The sequence below is a fragment of the Xanthomonas sp. CFBP 8152 genome, from assembly GCF_014199025.1.
GTDB classification, from domain to species: domain Bacteria; phylum Pseudomonadota; class Gammaproteobacteria; order Xanthomonadales; family Xanthomonadaceae; genus Xanthomonas; species Xanthomonas arboricola_B.
In genome coordinates, this window is the sequence record NZ_JACHNO010000001.1 from 1675837 (window position 1) to 1694254 (window position 18418).

Annotated in this window: 19 protein-coding genes; 13 read left to right on the forward strand and 6 right to left on the reverse strand. The window is 64.8% G+C overall.

Annotated elements, in window-relative coordinates; all coding sequences use genetic code 11:
* Positions 1 to 7 precede the first annotated feature (7 nt).
* From FHT09_RS07075 to FHT09_RS07085, 3 genes are all read left to right on the forward strand, one after another.
* Entirely contained in the window at positions 8 to 1915 is a 1908-nt protein-coding gene (locus tag FHT09_RS07075; RefSeq protein ID WP_181141211.1) for a nucleoside-diphosphate sugar epimerase/dehydratase, read from the forward strand.
* Positions 1915 to 2808 (forward strand): UTP--glucose-1-phosphate uridylyltransferase GalU, encoded by an 894-nt coding sequence (gene galU, locus FHT09_RS07080; RefSeq protein ID WP_104604702.1) that lies wholly within the window; start codon positions 1915 to 1917, stop codon positions 2806 to 2808. Before FHT09_RS07075 ends, galU begins: the two co-directional genes overlap by 1 nt.
* A 94-nt stretch (positions 2809 to 2902) precedes the next feature.
* On the forward strand, positions 2903 to 3073 hold the full coding sequence (locus tag FHT09_RS07085; protein ID WP_166774689.1) for a hypothetical protein: 171 nt from the start codon (positions 2903 to 2905) through the stop codon (positions 3071 to 3073).
* Here FHT09_RS07085 and FHT09_RS07090 read toward each other — a convergent pair.
* The gene (locus FHT09_RS07090; protein ID WP_104604700.1) at positions 3055 to 3375 is read right to left on the reverse strand and encodes a DUF1244 domain-containing protein; all 321 of its coding nucleotides are present in this window, start codon (positions 3373 to 3375) and stop codon (positions 3055 to 3057) included. The two genes, FHT09_RS07085 and FHT09_RS07090, sit on opposite strands and share 19 nt — an antisense overlap.
* Before the next feature lie 49 nt (positions 3376 to 3424).
* Here FHT09_RS07090 and folD point away from each other — a divergent pair, with 49 nt between their 5' ends.
* The 3 genes from folD (at position 3425) to guaA (ending at position 7523) form a co-directional block, all read left to right on the forward strand.
* Positions 3425 to 4309 (forward strand): bifunctional methylenetetrahydrofolate dehydrogenase/methenyltetrahydrofolate cyclohydrolase FolD, encoded by an 885-nt coding sequence (folD, locus tag FHT09_RS07095; RefSeq protein WP_104604698.1) that lies wholly within the window; start codon positions 3425 to 3427, stop codon positions 4307 to 4309.
* A gap of 90 nt (positions 4310 to 4399) precedes the next feature.
* Positions 4400 to 5857: an IMP dehydrogenase gene (guaB, locus tag FHT09_RS07100; protein WP_104537180.1), complete on the forward strand. Its 1458-nt coding sequence runs from the start codon at positions 4400 to 4402 to the stop codon at positions 5855 to 5857.
* Positions 5858 to 5957: 100 nt separating this feature from the next.
* Positions 5958 to 7523, forward strand: coding sequence for a glutamine-hydrolyzing GMP synthase (gene guaA / locus FHT09_RS07105; protein WP_104604696.1), 1566 nt, complete (start codon positions 5958 to 5960; stop codon positions 7521 to 7523).
* On the opposite strand, the gene FHT09_RS07110 is transcribed toward guaA, so the two are convergent.
* Both FHT09_RS07110 and FHT09_RS07115 read right to left on the reverse strand, forming a co-directional pair.
* The gene (locus FHT09_RS07110; protein WP_146096431.1) at positions 7478 to 7666 is read right to left on the reverse strand and encodes a hypothetical protein; all 189 of its coding nucleotides are present in this window, start codon (positions 7664 to 7666) and stop codon (positions 7478 to 7480) included. The genes guaA and FHT09_RS07110 overlap by 46 nt on opposite strands.
* Positions 7667 to 7687: 21 nt before the next feature.
* The gene (locus FHT09_RS07115) at positions 7688 to 9034 is read right to left on the reverse strand and encodes an Nramp family divalent metal transporter (protein WP_104604693.1); all 1347 of its coding nucleotides are present in this window, start codon (positions 9032 to 9034) and stop codon (positions 7688 to 7690) included.
* Between the two features lie 145 nt (positions 9035 to 9179).
* Here FHT09_RS07115 and mntR point away from each other — a divergent pair, with 145 nt between their 5' ends.
* The 3 genes from mntR (at position 9180) to orn (ending at position 10814) form a co-directional block, all read left to right on the forward strand.
* Positions 9180 to 9647 carry a manganese-binding transcriptional regulator MntR gene (gene mntR / locus FHT09_RS07120; protein ID WP_104604901.1) on the forward strand — a complete coding sequence of 156 codons (468 nt, stop codon included), beginning with the start codon at positions 9180 to 9182 and terminating at the stop codon, positions 9645 to 9647.
* Entirely contained in the window at positions 9644 to 10159 is a 516-nt protein-coding gene (gene tadA, locus FHT09_RS07125) for a tRNA adenosine(34) deaminase TadA (RefSeq protein ID WP_181141210.1), read from the forward strand. Before mntR ends, tadA begins: the two co-directional genes overlap by 4 nt.
* 70 nt (positions 10160 to 10229) lie before the next feature.
* The gene (gene orn / locus FHT09_RS07130) at positions 10230 to 10814 is read left to right on the forward strand and encodes an oligoribonuclease (RefSeq protein WP_104537879.1); all 585 of its coding nucleotides are present in this window, start codon (positions 10230 to 10232) and stop codon (positions 10812 to 10814) included.
* A gap of 193 nt (positions 10815 to 11007) precedes the next feature.
* Here orn and FHT09_RS07135 read toward each other — a convergent pair whose 3' ends face one another.
* Together FHT09_RS07135 and ppsA are read right to left on the reverse strand one after the other, a co-directional pair.
* On the reverse strand, positions 11008 to 11973 hold the full coding sequence (locus FHT09_RS07135) for a mechanosensitive ion channel domain-containing protein (protein WP_104537230.1): 966 nt from the start codon (positions 11971 to 11973) through the stop codon (positions 11008 to 11010).
* A complete protein-coding gene (gene ppsA / locus FHT09_RS07140; RefSeq protein WP_104537231.1) occupies positions 11973 to 14351 on the reverse strand; it encodes a phosphoenolpyruvate synthase in 2379 nt (792 codons plus the stop codon). The genes FHT09_RS07135 and ppsA overlap by 1 nt, the downstream gene beginning before the upstream one ends.
* Before the next feature lie 142 nt (positions 14352 to 14493).
* On the opposite strand from ppsA, the gene FHT09_RS07145 reads away from it, so the two are divergent.
* The 3 genes from FHT09_RS07145 to FHT09_RS07155 all read left to right on the forward strand — a co-directional run bounded on the left by FHT09_RS07145 (position 14494) and on the right by FHT09_RS07155 (position 16575).
* Positions 14494 to 15315 (forward strand): pyruvate, water dikinase regulatory protein, encoded by an 822-nt coding sequence (locus FHT09_RS07145; protein ID WP_104537232.1) that lies wholly within the window; start codon positions 14494 to 14496, stop codon positions 15313 to 15315.
* A gap of 197 nt (positions 15316 to 15512) precedes the next feature.
* Positions 15513 to 16022, forward strand: a complete 510-nt coding sequence (locus FHT09_RS07150) for a DUF1249 domain-containing protein (RefSeq protein ID WP_104537233.1) — start codon at positions 15513 to 15515, stop codon at positions 16020 to 16022.
* Between the two features lie 64 nt (positions 16023 to 16086).
* Positions 16087 to 16575 carry an 8-oxo-dGTP diphosphatase gene (locus tag FHT09_RS07155; RefSeq protein WP_104604900.1) on the forward strand — a complete coding sequence of 163 codons (489 nt, stop codon included), beginning with the start codon at positions 16087 to 16089 and terminating at the stop codon, positions 16573 to 16575.
* A gap of 323 nt (positions 16576 to 16898) precedes the next feature.
* On the opposite strand, the gene FHT09_RS07160 is transcribed toward FHT09_RS07155, so the two are convergent.
* A complete protein-coding gene (locus FHT09_RS07160) occupies positions 16899 to 17660 on the reverse strand; it encodes a 3-hydroxybutyrate dehydrogenase (protein ID WP_104604898.1) in 762 nt (253 codons plus the stop codon).
* 82 nt (positions 17661 to 17742) lie between these two features.
* Between FHT09_RS07160 and FHT09_RS07165 the strand changes: the two genes are divergently transcribed.
* Positions 17743 to 18405: a CDP-alcohol phosphatidyltransferase family protein gene (locus FHT09_RS07165; protein WP_181141209.1), complete on the forward strand. Its 663-nt coding sequence runs from the start codon at positions 17743 to 17745 to the stop codon at positions 18403 to 18405.
* Positions 18406 to 18418: the final 13 nt, after the last annotated feature.

Sequence of the window (18418 nt, forward strand, 5' to 3'; positions counted from 1 at the left end):
GACGTTTATGATTTCCTGGCGTGACCATTTGACCAAGGCCCTGCCGCAGGCTGCGGTGGTGCTGCATGACCTGTTGATGGTGTGGGTGTGCTGGCAGCTGTTGCATGCCGGCCGCTACTCCATGCTGCGCGAGGCTCCCGATCTGCCGTTGTGGGATTGGCGCACCGCCGTGGTCCTGGTGGCACAAGGCCTGGTGTTCTGGAAGATGGGCCTGTATCGCGGGCTGTGGCGCTTCGCCTCGGTGCCGGACTTGTGGAACATCTTCAAGTCGAGTTTTCTGGGTCTGGTCGCGATCGTGCTGGCGCTGTCCTACGACCGCCTGGATGGGGTGCCGCTGTCGGTGTTGGTGGTCTACCCGTTTGCCCTGTCGGCATTGCTGGGTACCCCGCGGCTGCTGTATCGCGCCTGGAAGGATTACCAGATCGCGCACTCCGGCGATGCGGCGCAACGGGTGTTGATCCTCGGCGCGGGTCGCGCTGCCGAGGGTCTTGTCCGTGATCTGCGCCGCACCGGTGCATTCGTGCCGGTCGGGTATCTGGACGATGCCAACAATCTGCATGGCGCCAAGATTCAGGGCCTCAACGTGCTGGGCAACCTGGACCAGGCCGCAGCCATCGCCAAGGAGACGGCAGCCAAACTGCTGGTCATCGCGATTCCGTCGCTGGACGCCTCGGGCATGCAGCGCGTGGTGGCCATCTGCGAAAGCACCGGGCTGCCGTTCCGTATGGTGCCCAAGCTGATCAACGTGCTGGAAGGGCGCTCGTTGCCCGGCGAGTTGAAGGAAGTCGCGATCGAGGACCTGCTCAATCGCAAACCGGTCACGCCGGATTGGCGCCTGATTCGCGACTGGTTGACCAACAAGACGGTGATGGTGACCGGCGCGGGTGGCTCGATCGGTTCGGAAGTGTGCCGCCAGTGCGCCCGTCACGGTGCGCGGCGCATCGTGCTGCTGGAAATCGATGAGCTGGCATTGCTGACGATCGATTCTGACCTGCGTCGGTTGTTTCCCGATATCGAAGTGGTGCGTGTGCTTGGCGATTGCGGCGACCCGGCCGTGGTTGCGCATGCCTTGCACACCGCCCCGCCGGATGCGGTGTTCCATGCAGCCGCCTACAAGCAGGTGCCGTTGCTGGAAGAACAATTGCGCGAGGCGGTACGCAACAATGTGCTGGCCACCGAAAACGTGGCGCGCGCCTGTCAGCGTGCACGCATCGAGACCTTCGTCTTCATCTCCACCGACAAGGCGGTCGAGCCGGTCAACGTGCTGGGCGCGAGCAAGCGCTACGCAGAGATGATCTGCCAGAGTCTTGACGCGCGCGATGCGCCGACGCGCTTCATCACCGTGCGCTTCGGCAACGTGCTGGATTCGGCCGGCAGCGTGGTGCCGTTGTTCCGTGAGCAGATCCGGCAGGGCGGCCCGGTCACGGTGACGCATCCGGATGTGACGCGTTACTTCATGACCATTCCGGAAGCCTGCCAGCTGGTGGTGCAGGCTGCGGCCTCCGCCTCGCATGGCGCGATCTATACATTGGACATGGGCGAGCCGGTGCCGATTCGCCTGCTCGCCGAACAGATGATCCGTCTTGCCGGCAAACAGCCCGGTAAGGATGTGGCGATCCTCTATACCGGCTTGCGTCCGGGAGAGAAGCTGCACGAAACCCTGTTCTATTCCGACGAGCACTATCGCCCCACCGCGCATCCCAAGATTCTGGAAGCAGGTGTGCGCGAGTTCTCGCACGAGCAGGTATTGCAGCTGGTGACGCGCTTGCGTGAGGCGGTCAACCGCTATGACATCAAGGCGATGGAAACTGTGCTGGGCAGTCTGATGCCGGATTTTGCGGCTGCTCGACGGAAAGTCGACGCGCGATCTGATACGGTCGTTCCATTCCCCGCACGTGAGGTCAGAAGACTTTAATGAGCAAGCGTATTCGCAAGGCCGTATTCCCCGTCGCAGGTCTTGGGACCCGCTTTCTTCCGGCAACCAAAACGGTTCCGAAGGAAATGCTGCCAATCATCGACAAACCGCTGATCCAGTACGCCGTCGACGAGGCCATCCAGGCCGGTTGCGACACGCTGATCTTCGTGACCAATCGCTACAAGCACTCGATCGCCGACTACTTTGACAAGGCCTACGAGCTGGAGCAAAAGCTCGAGCGCGCCGGCAAGCTCGAACAGCTGGAGCTGGTGCGGCATGCCTTGCCGGAAGGCGTGCGCGCCATTTTCGTGACGCAGGCCGAGGCGCTCGGCCTGGGGCACGCCGTGCTGTGTGCCCAGGCCGTGGTCGGCGACGAGCCGTTCGCGGTGTTGCTGCCGGACGACCTGATCTGGAACCGTGGTGACGGTGCGCTGACCCAGATGGCGGATGTGGCCGAGGCCTCGGGCGGCAGCGTCATCGCCGTCGAGGATGTGCCGCACGACAAGACCGCCAGTTACGGCATCGTGGCCACCGATGCGTTCGATGGCCGCAAGGGGCGCATCAACGCCATTGTGGAAAAGCCCAAGCCGGAAGTGGCACCGAGCAATCTGGCGGTGGTCGGTCGTTATGTGCTCAGCCCGGCGATCTTCGAGTTGCTCGAACAGACCGGTGCCGGTGCTGGGGGCGAAATTCAGCTGACCGATGCAATCGCCGGACTGCTGCAGCAGGAGACCGTCGACGCCTATCGCTTCGAAGGCCGTCGTTTCGATTGTGGTGCGCACATCGGCTTGATCGAGGCGACCGTGCATTTCGCGCTCGAGCACGAGAAGCACGGCGGGCCGGCCAAGGAAATCCTGCGCACTGCATTGGCCGAGGCCGACGCGCGCGGCTGATCGTCTGGCCATCGGCTGCATCCACGAACGACGCCATCTGGCGTCGTTCGTCATTGAGATCTTCTGCCTGCGGGCCCTCCAGGTCGCGGTCCGCGTGCTGGTGCTGACCGGCATCGGCGTGTTGCTCGGCGTCACGCCGCCGCTGGCATTCGTCGCCGTGTCCGGCGTCGTGCCGACCTCCACGGCGGTGCTAGGGCAGCTGGCCGAGCCTGGCGATGTCGCCTGGCTGCAGGGTCACAAAAGCGTTCAGCCGTGCCGGCGTTGAGCGGCCGCGAAGGCTTCCAGCTGCGCAGGCGTGGCGTCTTTCTGGTGCCGCTGTTTCCAGTCGGCAAACGGCATGCCGTACACCGCTTCGCGTGCCTGCTCCTTGCTCATCGGCTGGCCATGCGCTTCGGCGGCTTCGCGGTACCAGTCGCCCAGGCAATTGCGGCAGAAGCCGGCCAGGATCATCAGATCGATGTTCTGCACATCCGGGCGCTGCTGGTTGAGATGCTGCAACAGACGGCGAAATGCGGCCGCTTCGATGGACGTGGTGATGGAATCGGGTGTCGAGGTGGTGTCGGTCATGACGGAATCGGGGACAATAGACGGCCTTCGACTCTACACCTGACGCCCCATGACCGTTTCCGCGCCAGCTGCCTCTGCTCCGGCCCGCCTTCTCGATGGTCGCCGCATCGCCGAGGAACTGCTCGACGGGCTGAAGCTGCGCGTGGATGCGCGCCTGGCGGCCGGCAAGGCGCGCCCTGGGCTGGCGGTGGTGCTGGTCGGCGGTGATCCGGCCTCATCGGTGTATGTGCGCAACAAGCGGCGTGCGGCCGAAAAGGTCGGCATCGAAGCCTTCGATTACGACTTGCCGCAGGGCACCAGCGAGGCCGAACTGGCGCTGCTGATCGACCAGCTCAATGCCGATCCCAAGATCCACGGCATCCTGATCCAGCTACCGTTGCCGGGGATTCCCGATGCCAACCGCTTGATCCAGCGCATCGATCCGCGTAAGGACGTCGACGGCTTCCATCCGCAGAATGTCGGGCACCTGGCGCTGCGCGAATTCGGCCTGCGTCCGTGCACGCCGCGTGGCATCGTGACCTTGCTGGGGCACACCGATCAGCCGGTGCGTGGCCGCAACGCGACCATCGTGGGCGTGAGCAATCACGTCGGCCGGCCGATGGGCCTGGAGCTGCTGATCGCCGGTTGCACGGTCACCAGCTGCCACAAGTTCACCCCGCCCGAGGTGCTGGAAGCCAGCGTGCGCAACGCCGACATCCTGGTGGTGGCGGTGGGTCGGCCAGGCCTGATTCCGGGCGAATGGGTCAAGCCGGGCGCGGTGGTGATCGATGTCGGCATCAATCGCCTGGACGATGGCCGCCTGGTCGGCGATGTCGGTTTCGACGCGGCGGTGCAACGTGCGGCCTGGATCACGCCGGTGCCGGGTGGAGTCGGGCCGATGACGGTCGCCACGCTGATGCAGAACACGCTGGAAGCGGCCGACGCGGCTGGCTGAGGCGCGCGTAACGCTGCATTGCAGTCGCGTTGTGTCTTCGTGAAGGCTTTCAGGGTAAAATGCCGCGCTTCCCCAAACTCGGGTCCGCCGATGCTCCGCATCCAGGCTGAAGCTCTCACCTACGACGACGTTTCCCTCGTCCCCGCTCATTCGATCGTCCTGCCCAAGGACGTCAGCCTGGAAACCCGGCTGACTCGCGATCTGCGCCTGAAACTGCCGATTCTCTCGGCCGCGATGGACACAGTGACCGAACACCGCCTGGCGGTGGCCATGGCCCAGCTGGGCGGCATCGGCATCATCCATAAGAATCTGACCCCTGCGCAGCAGGCCGGCGAAGTCGCCCGGGTCAAGAAGTTCGAATCCGGCGTGATCACCGAGCCGTTCACGGTGAGCCCGGACACGACCATCGGCGAGGTGCTCAAGCTGACCCGTGCGCGCAACATCTCCGGTGTGCCGGTGGTGGATGGCAGCGAACTGGTCGGCATCGTCACCAGCCGCGACATGCGCTTCGAGAAGAAGCTCGACGATCCGGTCCGCCACATCATGACCAAGAAAGATCGCCTGATCACCGTGCGCGAAGGCGCCAGTGACGAGGAAGTGCTGGAGCTGCTGCACCGCAACCGCATCGAAAAGATCCTGGTGGTCAACGACAGCTTCGAGCTGCGCGGCCTGATCACGGTCAAGGACATCCAGAAGAAGACCGACAACCCCAACGCCGCCAAGGACGGGTCCACGCGCCTGCTGGTCGGCGCAGCGGTCGGCGTAGGCGGCGACACCGAGCAGCGCATCGAACTGCTGGCGGCGGCCGGCGTGGACGTGGTCATCGTCGATACCGCGCATGGCCATTCGCAGGGCGTGATCGATCGCGTGGCCTGGGTCAAGAAGGCGTATCCGCAGCTGCAGGTGATCGGCGGCAACATCGTCACCGGCGATGCCGCGCTGGCGCTGATGGACGCCGGCGCCGATGCGGTCAAGGTCGGCGTGGGCCCCGGGTCGATCTGCACCACGCGCGTGGTCGCCGGTGTCGGCGTGCCGCAGATCACCGCGGTGGACATGGTCGCCGAAGCGTTGCAGGACCGTATCCCGCTGATCGCCGATGGCGGCATCCGCTACTCCGGCGACATCGGCAAGGCGCTCGTCGCCGGCGCCTCCACGGTAATGGTCGGCGGCCTGTTCGCCGGCACCGAGGAAGCGCCCGGCGAGGTCGAACTGTTCCAGGGCCGTAGCTACAAGAGCTACCGCGGCATGGGCAGCCTGGGCGCGATGGAGAAGGGGTCCAAGGACCGTTATTTCCAGGATTCCAGCGATGCCGACAAGCTGGTGCCCGAAGGCATCGAAGGGCGCGTGCCGTATCGCGGCCCGGTCGGTGGCATCGTCCATCAGTTGATCGGCGGCCTGCGCGCGACGATGGGTTACGTGGGCTGCGCGACCATCGAGGAGATGCGCACCAAGCCGAAGTTCGTCGTCATCACCGGTGCCGGCCAGCGCGAAAGCCATGTCCATGACGTGCAGATCACCAAGGAACCGCCGAATTACCGCATGGGCTGATGCCCATGCGTGAATGGGGAATCGGGAGTCGGGAATCGATGAACCAGCGTCTGCGCCGCTTTGCCCATTCCCGATTCCCCGTTCCCGATTCCCGGCGCCAATGACCAACATCCATAGCTACAAGATTCTCATCCTCGACTTCGGCGCGCAGTACACCCAGCTGATTGCGCGGCGTATTCGCGAGATCGGGGTGTATTGCGAGATCTGGGCCTGGGATCATGACCCGTCGGAGATCGCCGGTTTCGGCGCCAAGGGCATCATCCTGTCCGGTGGTCCCGAGTCGACCACCTTGCCGGGTGCGCCGGTTGCGCCGCAGGAGGTGTTCGACAGCGGCGTGCCGGTGTTCGGTATCTGCTACGGCATGCAGACGCTGGCTGCGCAGCTGGGCGGCGCTACGGAAGCGGCGGATCAGCGCGAATTCGGCCATGCCGAAGTCGAGGTGGTGGCCGCCGATGCCTTGTTCGCTGGGCTGACCGATCATGCCGGCGCGTCGCGCCTGAACGTGTGGATGAGCCACGGCGACCACGTGTCGCAGGTGCCGCCGGGCTTCACCGTCACCGCGGTGACCGACCGCATTCCGGTGGCGGCGATGTCCAACGAGGACAAGCGCTGGTACGGCGTGCAGTTCCACCCCGAAGTCACCCACACGCTGCAGGGCCAGACCTTGCTGCGCCGCTTCGTGGTCGATGTCTGCGGCTGCCAGACGCTGTGGACGGCGGCCAACATCATCGACGACCAGATCGCGCGCGTGCGCGAGCAGGTGGGCGATGACGACGTCATTCTCGGTTTGTCCGGCGGCGTCGATTCGTCGGTGGTCGCCGCGCTGTTGCACAAGGCGATCGGCGACAAGCTGACCTGCGTGTTCGTCGATACCGGCCTGCTGCGCTGGCAGGAAGGCGACCAGGTGATGGCGATGTTCGCCGAGTACATGGGCGTGAAGGTGATCCGCGTCAACGCGGCCGATCGTTACTTCGCCAAGCTCGAAGGCGTGAGCGACCCGGAAGCCAAGCGCAAGATCATCGGCAACCTGTTCGTGGAGATCTTCGACGAAGAATCCAGCAAGCTGGCCAATGCCAGGTGGCTGGCGCAGGGCACGATCTATCCGGACGTGATCGAGTCGGCCGGCAGCAAGACCGGCAAGGCGCACGTGATCAAGAGTCACCACAACGTCGGTGGCTTGCCCGAGCACATGAAGCTGGGCCTGGTCGAGCCGCTGCGCGAGTTGTTCAAGGACGAAGTGCGCCGCCTCGGTGTCGAGCTCGGCCTGCCGCGCACGATGGTGTACCGCCATCCGTTCCCGGGCCCCGGTCTGGGCGTGCGCATCCTGGGCGAAGTGAAGCGCGAGTACGCCGAACTGCTGGCCAAGGCCGATGCGATCTTCATCGACGAACTGCGCAAGGCCGACCTTTACGACAAGACCAGCCAGGCGTTCGCGGTGTTTCTGCCGGTCAGGTCGGTCGGCGTGGTCGGCGATGCACGCGCCTACGAATGGGTGATCGCGCTGCGCGCGGTGGAGACCATCGACTTCATGACCGCGCACTGGGCGCACCTTCCGTACGATTTCCTCGGCACGGTGAGCAACCGCATCATCAACGAACTACGCGGCGTTTCGCGCGTGGTCTACGACATCTCCGGCAAGCCGCCTGCGACGATCGAGTGGGAGTGAGTTGAACGACAACGGCGCCGCAAGGCGCCGTTGATGCAGGGGCGGTGCATCTCGGTGACGTTGAACGAGCCGGACGCTTCCTGCAGTACCAGCGCCTCGCGTTCGCGCAGGACGTCGGTTGGCGAACGGAGTTCAGCGGACATGGCCTCGCTCCTTGCATCGCGTCAATGCAGCGCGATATCCCACAGCAGCTTCAGGTTCAAGCCGACGATCACCGCCGCGATGACCCAGGCGATGCGCACCAGCCATGGCGGTGCCACCAGTGCACCCATCAAGTCGCGATCCGACACGAAGCGCACCAACGGGATTACCGCAAACGGCAGCTGCATCGACAGCACCACCTGGCTCAGTACCAACAACCGCGCGGTACCGGCCTCGCCATACAGCCCGGTCACGATCACCACCGGCACGATCGCGATGCCGCGCGTCAGCAGACGGCGCAGCCACGGCGGCAGCCGCAGCTGCAGAAAGCCTTCCATCACGATCTGCCCGGCCAGCGTGGCAGTGACGGTGGAATTGACGCCGGAGGCCAGCAGCGCCACCGCAAACAACGTCGAGGCCAGGCCCACGCCCAGCATCGGCGCGAGCAGGGCATGGGCCTGTTCGATTTCCTGCACATCGGTGCGGCCCTGCGCATGGAACACTGCCGCCGCCAGGATCAGGATCGAGGCGTTGATGAACAGCGCGAACATCAACGCCGCGGTGCTGTCGGTCACCGCCCAGCGCAGTGCCGACCTGCGGCCCACATCGGTGCGGGGGTACGCACGTGTCTGCACGATCGACGAATGCAGGTACAGGTTATGCGGCATCACCGTCGCACCGATGATGCCGATCGCCAGATACAGCGCATGCGGGTCGGTGACCACCTGCGCACGCGGAATGAAGCCGCCCAGCACGGCTGCGATCGGCGGTGCCGCCAGCGCGATCTGGATGCCGAAGCACACGGAGATGATCAACAGCAGTGCGATTACGAACGCTTCCAGCGCGCGGAAGCCGCGGTTCATCAGCAACAGCACCAGCACCACATCCACCGCGGTGATGATGGCGCCTATGGTCAGCGGAATGCCGAACAACAGCTTCAATGCGATGGCGGTGCCAATGACCTCGGCCAGATCGCAGGCGATGATGGCCAGTTCGCAGATGCCCCACAGCGCCCGGTTCACCCCGCGCGGGTAACGCGCCTGGCAGGCCTGTGCCAGGTCCAGCCCGGTCGCGATGCCCAGCCGCGCCGACAGGCTCTGCAGCACGATCGCCATCAGGTTGGACAGCAGGATCACCGACAGCAGCAGATAGCCGAACTGCGAGCCGCCGGCCAGGTCCGTGGCCCAGTTGCCCGGGTCCATGTACCCGACCGACACCATGTAGCCCGGACCCAGAAACGCCAGCAGCCGGAACCACCAATGGCCGCCCTTGGGCACGGCGATGCTGGCGTGGTGATCGCCCAGCCCGCCAAGGGCCGCGGCCGGCGAGGGGAGGGGTGAGGCTGCGTGAGGACGGAGATCGAAGGACATGCGGAAGCAGGCTGGCTAAGGTTTGTACCGATGATATAGCAACGGCTATGCTGTTGAGCATTGGCAATCTAAATCGTAATGATCGGCTGCGTGCTTCAAACTACGCATCCCGGCAGTCGCGCCGGACGTGATGACGAGGATGAGGGTGGGCAAGAGCGAAAAGCTGGAAGCAGCCGCGCCGGCGCTGATCGACGCACAGGTGCATATGGAGAGCTTCCGTCAGGTGCGCGAAGCGCGCCGCGCCGAGCTGGTCGAGGACTACGTGGAGCTGATCTCCGACCTGCTGGTCGACGGCGGCGAGGCGCGTCAGGTCGATATCGCCGCGCGCCTGGGCGTGGCGCAGCCGACCGTGGCCAAGATGCTCAAGCGGTTGGTGCGCGACGGCTGGGTGGTGCAGCGCCCGTACCGCGGGGTGTTCCTGACCCCGGCCGGCGAGGCGCTGGCGGCGTCCAGCCGGCAGCGCCATCAGATCGTCGAACGTTTCCTGCTCGCCCTGGGCATCGACGAGGCCACCGCGCGCCGCGACGCCGAAGGCATCGAGCACCATGTCAGCGAAGCCACCGTGGCGGCGTTCGCCGCGTTCCTGGATCGCCAGAGCGGCAGCGCCGCGTGAGCATGCCGGTGGAGACCGCGGTCGACGCGGCGCAGGCGCTTATCGACCAACAGTGGATGCAACGCGCCCTGCACCTGGCCGAGCGTGCCGAACGCGACTTTGACGAGATCCCGGTCGGCGCGCTGCTGATCGATGCCGGAGGCACGGTGCTGGGCGAGGGCTGGAACTTCAATATCGCCAGCCACGATCCCAGCGCACATGCCGAGATCATGGCCATGCGTGAAGGCGGCCGCCGCCTGGCCAACCACCGGCTGCTCGGCTGCACGCTGTATGTCACGCTGGAGCCGTGCGCGATGTGCGCGATGGCGATGGTCCACGCACGCATCGCGCGGGTGGTGTTCGCCGCCAGCGACCCCAAGACCGGCGCCTGCGGCAGCGTGTTCGATCTACCCGCCGATCCGCGCCACAACCACCGCGTGCAGGTCAGCGGTGGCGTACTGGCCGCCGAGGCGGGTCTGCGGCTGACCAATTACTTCAGGGCCAAGCGCGGCAAGCCACCCCTCGCGCCCTGAGCGGCGCGGCCGCGGTATGATGCGCGCCCTTCAGCATCCGGCCGGCGACGGCCCTCCACAGGACGGCGACATGGCAGACACCCTTGCAGGCAACGACCGACTGATCTGGATCGATCTGGAAATGACCGGCCTGGATACCGATCGCGATTCCATCATCGAGATCGCCACCATCGTGACCGATGCGCAGTTGAACGTGCTTGCCGAAGGGCCGGAACTGGCCATCGCCCACCCGCTGGCCACGCTGGAAGCCATGGACGAGTGGAACCGCAATCAACACCGCCGTTCGGGGCTGTGGCAGCGCGTGCTCGACAGCCAGGTCACCCACGCCCAGGCCGAAGCGCAGACGGTAGCCTTCCTGAGCGAGTGGATCCGCGCCGGCGCCTCGCCGATGTGCGGCAACTCGATCTGCCAGGACCGCCGCTTCCTGCACCGCCAGATGTCGCGCCTGGAGCGCTACTTCCACTACCGCAACCTGGACGTGTCCACCATCAAGGAGCTGGCACGGCGTTGGGCGCCGACGGTGGCCAGCGGTTTTGCCAAGAGCTCGGCGCACACCGCCTTGAGCGATGTGCGCGATTCGATCGACGAGCTGCGCCACTACCGTCAGTTCATGGGCGCGTTGGGCGGCGATTCCCAGGCCGACGTGCAGGGTTGAGTGCTGGTCGGTTACGGCGGCGTTGCACGCCGTAGGCGTGTCGCCGGCGTCCAGTCGCGTACGAGGCAAAGGCTGCATCAGGCAACGCTGGCCGCCGACCGCGCAGGCTAGACGCCGCTCGGTGGCAACGCATCCAAAAAAGGCCGCATCGTTCGATGCGGCCTTCTGCTTTTCCATCACGCCATTGAGTGCATCAGCGCGCCAGCGGCGGTCCCTTGCTCAAATCGCCATCGTCGGCGATGCCTTTCAGCAACAGATCCGAAATGGGCTTGCCGTCGGCATCGTGGTGATACACGTGCAGGTCGCGCTGCGGATACGGGATGTTGAGTCCGTTCTCGAGCAGCTGATTGCGGATCTGTTCCAGGGTGGTGCTCTTGGCTGCGCCGAAATTGCCGTTGGTCGCATAGGCAAACAACATCAGATCGACCGTGCTCTCGCCCAGATTGGTGACCTGCACAAACGGCGCCGGCGACTCCAGGATGTTGGGATTGTCCTTGGCAATCTGCAGCAGTAGTTGCTGGGCTTTCTTCAGGTCGTCTTCGTAGCCCACACCCACCGTCACTTCCAGGCGCCGGTTGGGCAGGGTGCTGTAGTTGACGATCGGTGAGGTGGTGATGGTGCTGTTGGGCAAGGTGATCATGCGCTCGTCGAACGAGCGGATCCGGGTCTGGAAGATCCGGATTTCATCCACGATGCCTTCCTGGCCGGCAATCACCACATGGTCGCCATCGCGCATCGGCCGCAGCACGATCAGCATCACGCCTGCAGCGATGTTGGACAGCGAATCCTTCAACGCCAGACCGACTGCCAGGCCGGCCGCACCCAGCACTGCGATCAGCGAGGTCGGCGGCACGCCGATCTTGCTCAACGCACTGACGAAGACCAGCACCAGCAACAACGCATACAACACGTTGCGCAGGAAGTTGGTCAGGGTGATCTCGACGCGGGCGCGTGTCAGCGCACGGTGCAGCCACTGGCTGAGTTGCTTGGCCAGCCACATGCCGACCACCAGGATCAGCAGGGCCAACCCCCAGTTGAGCGCGTATTGCGCCCACGGGATGTTGGCCCAGTTGAACGCCGGTTCCGTGGCCTTGGCCACCACCGGCCTTGCGGCGACTGCTCCCGCAGCCGCCGCCGACACCGCCCCCAACATGCCCATCAGCTCTCGCTCTTCAACTTGGCCAGACGCAGCCAGGTGTCGACCACGGTGTCAGGATTCAGCGACACCGACTCGATCCCTTCCTGCATCAGCCATTCGGCCAGTTCCGGATGATCCGAAGGACCCTGGCCACAGATACCTACATACTTGCCCTTGGCGCGCGCCGACTTGATCGCCATCGACAGCAGCTTCTTGACCGCCGGATTCCGCTCGTCGAACAGGTGCGCCACGATCGACGAATCGCGGTCCAGGCCCAGGGTCAGCTGGGTCAAATCGTTGGAGCCGATCGAGAAGCCGTCGAAGATCTCCAGGAATTCGTCGGCCAGCAGCGCATTGGACGGCAGTTCGCACATCATGATGATCTTCAGGCCGTTCTCGCCCTGCTTGAGTCCGTTCTGCTCCAGCACCTCGATCACCTTGCGACCTTCTTCCAGCGTGCGTACGAACGGGATCATCACCCAGAGGTTGTCCAGGCCCATCTCGTTGCGCACCTTCAGCACCGCCTTGCACTCCAGCGAGAAGGCCTTGGTGAAGGACGGATCGACATAGCGGCTGGCGCCGCGAAAGCCGATCATCGGGTTCTCTTCATGTGGCTCGTAACGCGAGCCGCCGATCAGGTTGGCGTACTCGTTGGACTTGAAGTCCGACAGGCGCACGATCACCGTATTCGGCGCCACCGAGGCGGTCAGCGTCGCGATGCCTTCGGCCAGGCGATTGACGTAGAAGCTCACCGGATCGCCGTAGCCGGCGGTCTTGGCGTCGATCTTCTTGCGGACGTCGGCGTCCTGTTTGTCGTATTCCAGCAACGCGTTGGGATGGATGCCGATATGCGCGGCGATGATCATTTCCAGACGCGCCAGGCCGATGCCGGCGTTGGGCAGCTGGCCGAAGTCGAACGCACGCTCCGGGTTGGCCACATTCATCATGATCTTGAGCGGGGCAGGCGGCATGTTGCCCAGGTCGGTGGTGGTGCGCTCGAATGGCAGCAGGCCATCGTAGATGAAGCCGGTGTCGCCTTCGGCGCAGCTTACCGTCACTTCCTGACCATCGCTGATCACATCGGTGGCATTGCCCGAGCCGACCACGGCCGGTACGCCGAGTTCGCGCGCGATGATCGCCGCGTGGCAGGTGCGGCCACCGCGATTGGTGACGATGGCCGAGGCGCGCTTCATTACCGGCTCCCAATCGGGATCGGTCATGTCGGCAATCAACACGTCACCGGCCTGCACGCGATTCATGTCGTCCAGCGAGCGCACCACGCGTGCCACACCGCTGCCGATCTTGGCGCCCACCGCACGGCCTTCGACCAGGATCTTGGCGTCCTTGGCTTCCAGCGAGAACCGCTCGATCTGGGTGGCATGGCTGCGCGACTTCACGGTTTCCGGACGCGCCTGCACGATGAACAGCTTGCCGCTGACACCGTCCTTGGCCCACTCGATATCCATCGGGCGGCCGTAATGCTTTTCGATCACCAGCGCCTGCTTGGAAAGCTCTTGCACATCTTCGTCGCTGATCGAGAAGGTGCTGCGTAGTTCCACCGGGGTGTCCTCGGTGCGCACGCGTTCGCCGGGCACGTCCGAGTACACCATGCGGATCGCCTTGCTGCCGAGCGAGCGGCGCAGGATCGCCGGCTTGCCTGCGGTCAGCGTGGGCTTGTAGACGTAGAACTCGTCCGGATTGACCGCGCCCTGCACGACCATCTCGCCCAGGCCGAAGCTCGATGTGACGAACACCACGTCGCGGAAGCCCGATTCGGTGTCCAGCGTGAACAGCACGCCGGCCGCACCGACGCCCGAGCGCACCATCAACTGCACGCCGGCCGACAGGAACACGTCTTCGTGCTTGAAACCATGATGCACGCGGTAGGCGATCGCGCGGTCGTTGTAGAGGCTGGCGAACACTTCCTTGACCTTGTGCACGACATCGTCGGCACCGGTCACATTGAGGAAGGTCTCCTGCTGGCCGGCGAATGAGGCATCGGGCAGATCTTCGGCGGTTGCCGACGAACGCACCGCCACGGCCACCTCGCCCCCGCCGTTTTCCGCGCACAGCTGTGCATACGCGGTGCGGATATCGCGGTCCAGTTCCGGATGCAGCGGCGCATCGATCACCCAATCGCGGATCTCTTTGCCGGCCACGGTGAGGGCGGTGACGTCCTCGACGTCCAGCGTTGCCAGCTTGTCGAAGATGCGCTTGGAAAGATCGTTATGCGCGATGAAGTCCTTGAAAGCTTCGGCAGTGGTCGCATATCCACCGGGAACCGAGACGCCAAGCCCGGCCAGGTTGCCGATCATCTCGCCGAGCGAGGAATTCTTACCGCCTACGCGGGCCAGGTCGGCCAGGCGTAGCTCATGCAACCACAGGATATTCTCGTTCAAGCGCGATGCTCCGTATGGCCATCGCCCGAGCGGGCTGGATGGCCGCGTCCGTAGGAAGAAGCCGCTATGATGCAGTGCACAGCGGAATCTGCACAAGCATGAACCCGTAAGTTTTGGACACCAGTTCAAAGAGGTGGTCTTGATGTCAACAATTCGACCGGTGTTCTACGTCTCCGATGGAACCGGTATCACCGCTGAAACGATTGGGCATAGCCTGCTCACGCAGTTCAGCGGGTTCAACTTCGTGACTGACCGCATGTCGTTCATTGACGATGCAGAAAAAGCACGCGATGCGGCACTTCGGGTGCGCGCGGCAGGCGAGCGGTACCAGGTGCGCCCGGTGGTGGTCAATTCCTGCGTCGATCCCCAGTTGAGCATGATCCTCGCCGAAAGCGGCGCCTTGATGCTGGATGTGTTCGCGCCCTTCATCGAACCGTTGGAGCGCGAGCTCAACGCGCCGCGGCATTCGCGCGTAGGGCGTGCGCACGGCATGGTGGACTTCGAGACCTACCACCGCCGCATCAACGCAATGAATTTCGCGCTGAGCCACGATGACGGCATCGCACTCAGTTACGACGAGGCCGACGTGATCCTGGTGGCGGTATCGCGTGCCGGCAAGACGCCGACCTGCATCTACCTGGCCTTGCATTACGGCATCCGCGCCGCCAACTATCCGTTGACCGAGGAAGATCTGGAAAGCGAGCGTCTGCCGCCGCGCCTGCGCAATTACCGCAGCAAGTTGTTCGGCCTGACCATCGATCCTGAGCGTCTGCAGCAGATCCGCCAGGAGCGGCGCGCCAATTCGCGTTACAGCGCGGCAGAGACCTGCCGGCGCGAGGTGTCCACCGCCGAGCGCATGTTCCAGATGGAGCGCATTCCGACCCTGAGCACCACCAATACCTCGATCGAGGAAATTTCCAGCAAGGTGTTGTCCACCCTGGGGCTGCAGCGCGAGATGTTTTGAGGTGGGGATTGGTGTGGCGGGATTGGGGATTGCACACGCGCATGGCGCGTTCAGGATCCGGGTGGCCGTGAGGTACTGCGCTCTGTTGGCAAGCTTCAGGCGAACAAAGCGGGCGGAGCAGGGCTCTGCCAAGGTAGGCCTGCCCATGGCTGGTCGTCAATGCTGCCGTGTGGCAGCGCAGCGTGTAGGATCGGTTCATGGCGCAAGCACTGAGTAAACTCGAACGCATCCCCAAGTTGAGCCGGTTCGGCTGGCTGATGGGCTTGTACGCAGAGAACTTCCAGCACCTGACGCGGCTGTTCGCACCGGCCGACCTCGCTCCCGGCTCCTATGTGTCGTCGATCGGCGATGGCCTGGACCTGCGTCTGGACGTGATCGAATGTCACCGTTACACGGTCGAGCTGCGGCTGACCTACGACCTGTGCGACCCGGTGACCGGCGAGCCGGACCCGTCGGCCTATGTGCGCCTGTACCGCGATGCCCGCCAAGCCGAGACCACCCATTGCTACGTCGGCCGTCGCTGGCAGGACGTGATGGGCATGTTCCCGCCGCCGGCCGAACTGATCAGCCACCGCATGCGCATGAACACATTCTTGGGCAAGTGGCTGGACTATCTGGCCGAGCGCGGTCATGGCGTGGCCACCTTGCGTTTGGATACCGACAACGTCGCGCCACCGCGCCCCGGCTCGCACGCCGCCGTCGGCTGAGGCTGCGTCGCGTCGTTTGCGCGGCATCGGTCATACTGATGCGCTCGATGTCAGCTCGCCCGCCATGCCCTATACCCCCATCGTCGCCACGCTCGGTTACCTGTTGTCGCCCGACGGCACGCAGGTGTTGATGATCCATCGCAATGCCCGCCCCGGCGATCAGCACCTGGGCAAGTACAACGGGCTCGGCGGCAAGGTGGAACCGGATGAAGACATGCTGGCCGGCATGCGCCGCGAGATTCGCGAAGAGGCCGGCGTGGAGTGTGGCGACATGCAACTGCGCGGCACCATCAGCTGGCCGGGCTTCGGCAAGCACGGCGAGGACTGGCTGGGCTTCGTGTTCCTGATCCGCAGCTTCAAAGGCGAGCCGCAGGCCTCCAACCCGGAAGGCACGCTGGAATGGGTGGCAATCGACCGCATGGACCAGGTGCCGATGTGGGAGGGCGACCGCAATTTCCTGCCTCTGGTCTTCGATGGCGACCCGCGTCCGTTTCATGGCGTGATGCCGTATCGCGACGGGCGCATGCAATCGTGGACGTATTCGCGCATCTGAGCGGGGATTGAGGGGCTGCGCCGCCGCCCAGGCGAGCGCGGCTGTTGCTGCTGGCTGGCGCGATCACCGAAGTAGCGAACTTCTACCTTGCCTGCTGTCGCTGATCGCGTTCGGTCTGCTGCCGGCAATGCGCACGCGGTCGGATTAGCCAGCGCAAGCGCAAGCCGGCGCTGCACGCTGTGGCGGCATGCCGGCTGCATTCTGCTTCGTGCATTTCTCCACACCCGCTGTGGATGAACCCTGCGCAAGTCTGTGGACAACTGCGCGCGCGCCTCGCGGCGCAAGGCGGTCACGTCGGCTGGTGAAAATTTCGCCAGCCGTGCTTATTGCGCAGTCCAGCCGCCATCGATGGCGATCGCCTGCCCGGTGATGTTGCGCGCGGCATGCGAGATCAGGAACGCGACCGTGCCGGCGAGTTCGTCGTAGTCGATGAAGGCGCCCTTGGGCATCGGCTTGAGCATCACATCGCGGATCACCGCCTCTTCGGCAATGCCGCGCGTGCGCGCCTGGTCGGCGATCTGGCGCTCCACCAGCGGAGTGCGCACATAGCTGGGGCATAGCGTGTTGGCGGTGATGTCGCAGTCGGCGGTTTCCAGTGCGATGACCTTGGCCAGGCCGACCAGGCCGTGCTTGGCGGCGACATACGCACTCTTGCAAGGGCTGGCGACCAGCGAGTGGATGCTGCCGATGTTGACGATGCGCCCATAGCCGGCCGCGCGCATGCCGGGCAGGACCGCACGGCTGAGCCGGGCGGCGCCGGTCAGCATTACATCCACCAGCAAGGCCCAGCGCTGCATCGGGAAATCTTCCAGCGCGGCAACCTGCTGCAGCCCGGCGTTGTTGACCAGCACCTGCGGCGCACGCGTTGCCCGCATCAAGGCCTGCGCGATGCTGTGGTCATCGGTCACGTCCAGCGCCAGCGCTTCGGCCGAGCCGCCGGCGTCGCGCAGGCTCTGCGCCGTGCGTTCGGCTGCCGTCAGGTCCATATCGCTGACGATCAGATGGTGGCCGTCGGCAGCCAGTTCGGTGGCGACGCCGGCGCCGATGCCACTGCCTGCGCCGGTGATCAGGATGCTGCGCTTCATGCCGTCCTCGTCGTCGATCGTGCCCGGCCGGAGCGGCCACGCTGATCGCCAGCCTAGCCGATAGCGCGAAACGGTCGCCTGCATGGCGTGCGCGCGTTACCCTTTGCGCCTCGATCACCTCAGGCTGCGCATGAAACGCCATTTCTCGATGCTGCGCGATTTCCAACTCGCGGACTGGTTCACCCTGGCCAACGCCTTTTGCGGCACCGGCGCGGTATTTGCGTCGATGCGCTTCCTGCAGGAGGGCTATCGCGGCGACCTGCTGCTGGGCATGGCGCTGATCCCGCTGGCGTTCGTGTTCGATGCGCTGGACGGGCATGTGGCGCGCTGGCGCAAGGCGTCCTCGACCCTGGGCCGCGAGTTGGATTCGCTGGCCGATGTGATCTCGTTCGGGGTGGCGCCGGCAGCGCTGGGCTATGCCTGCGGCATGCGTGGCGGCTGGGACTGGCTGGTGCTGAGCTATTTCGTCTGCTGCGGCGTCAGCCGGTTGGCGCGCTACAACGTGACCGCCGAAGAGATCGCCGGCGCAGCCGACAAGGTGCCGTATTTCGAAGGCACCCCGATTCCCACCAGTCTGCTGCTGGTGATCCTGCTGGCGGTGGCCGCCAGCAGCGGCCATATCGGCCAGAGCTTGTGGTGGGGCCAGTGGCAGCTCGGACCGTGGCAGTTTCATCCGTTGGTGCTGCTGTTTGCGGTGTCCGGCTCGCTGATGATCAGCAAGACGCTGCGCATCCCCAAACCCTGAGCGGTACAGCCGG

Coding starts and splice junctions, on each gene's coding strand:
- FHT09_RS07160 (WP_104604898.1), bottom strand. CDS start 17,660: ATGAAGCGCAGCATCCTGATCACCGGCGCAGGCAGTGGCATCGGCGCC.
- FHT09_RS07090 (WP_104604700.1), bottom strand. CDS start 3,375: ATGACCGACACCACCTCGACACCCGATTCCATCACCACGTCCATCGAA.
- FHT09_RS07110 (WP_146096431.1), bottom strand. CDS start 7,666: ATGTCCGCTGAACTCCGTTCGCCAACCGACGTCCTGCGCGAACGCGAG.
- galU (WP_104604702.1), top strand. CDS start 1,915: ATGAGCAAGCGTATTCGCAAGGCCGTATTCCCCGTCGCAGGTCTTGGG.
- guaA (WP_104604696.1), top strand. CDS start 5,958: ATGACCAACATCCATAGCTACAAGATTCTCATCCTCGACTTCGGCGCG.
- FHT09_RS07165 (WP_181141209.1), top strand. CDS start 17,743: ATGGCGTGCGCGCGTTACCCTTTGCGCCTCGATCACCTCAGGCTGCGC.
- FHT09_RS07155 (WP_104604900.1), top strand. CDS start 16,087: ATGCCCTATACCCCCATCGTCGCCACGCTCGGTTACCTGTTGTCGCCC.
- orn (WP_104537879.1), top strand. CDS start 10,230: ATGGCAGACACCCTTGCAGGCAACGACCGACTGATCTGGATCGATCTG.
- FHT09_RS07075 (WP_181141211.1), top strand. CDS start 8: ATGATTTCCTGGCGTGACCATTTGACCAAGGCCCTGCCGCAGGCTGCG.
- FHT09_RS07115 (WP_104604693.1), bottom strand. CDS start 9,034: ATGTCCTTCGATCTCCGTCCTCACGCAGCCTCACCCCTCCCCTCGCCG.
- guaB (WP_104537180.1), top strand. CDS start 4,400: ATGCTCCGCATCCAGGCTGAAGCTCTCACCTACGACGACGTTTCCCTC.
- FHT09_RS07135 (WP_104537230.1), bottom strand. CDS start 11,973: ATGGGCATGTTGGGGGCGGTGTCGGCGGCGGCTGCGGGAGCAGTCGCC.
- folD (WP_104604698.1), top strand. CDS start 3,425: ATGACCGTTTCCGCGCCAGCTGCCTCTGCTCCGGCCCGCCTTCTCGAT.
- FHT09_RS07150 (WP_104537233.1), top strand. CDS start 15,513: ATGGCGCAAGCACTGAGTAAACTCGAACGCATCCCCAAGTTGAGCCGG.
- FHT09_RS07145 (WP_104537232.1), top strand. CDS start 14,494: ATGTCAACAATTCGACCGGTGTTCTACGTCTCCGATGGAACCGGTATC.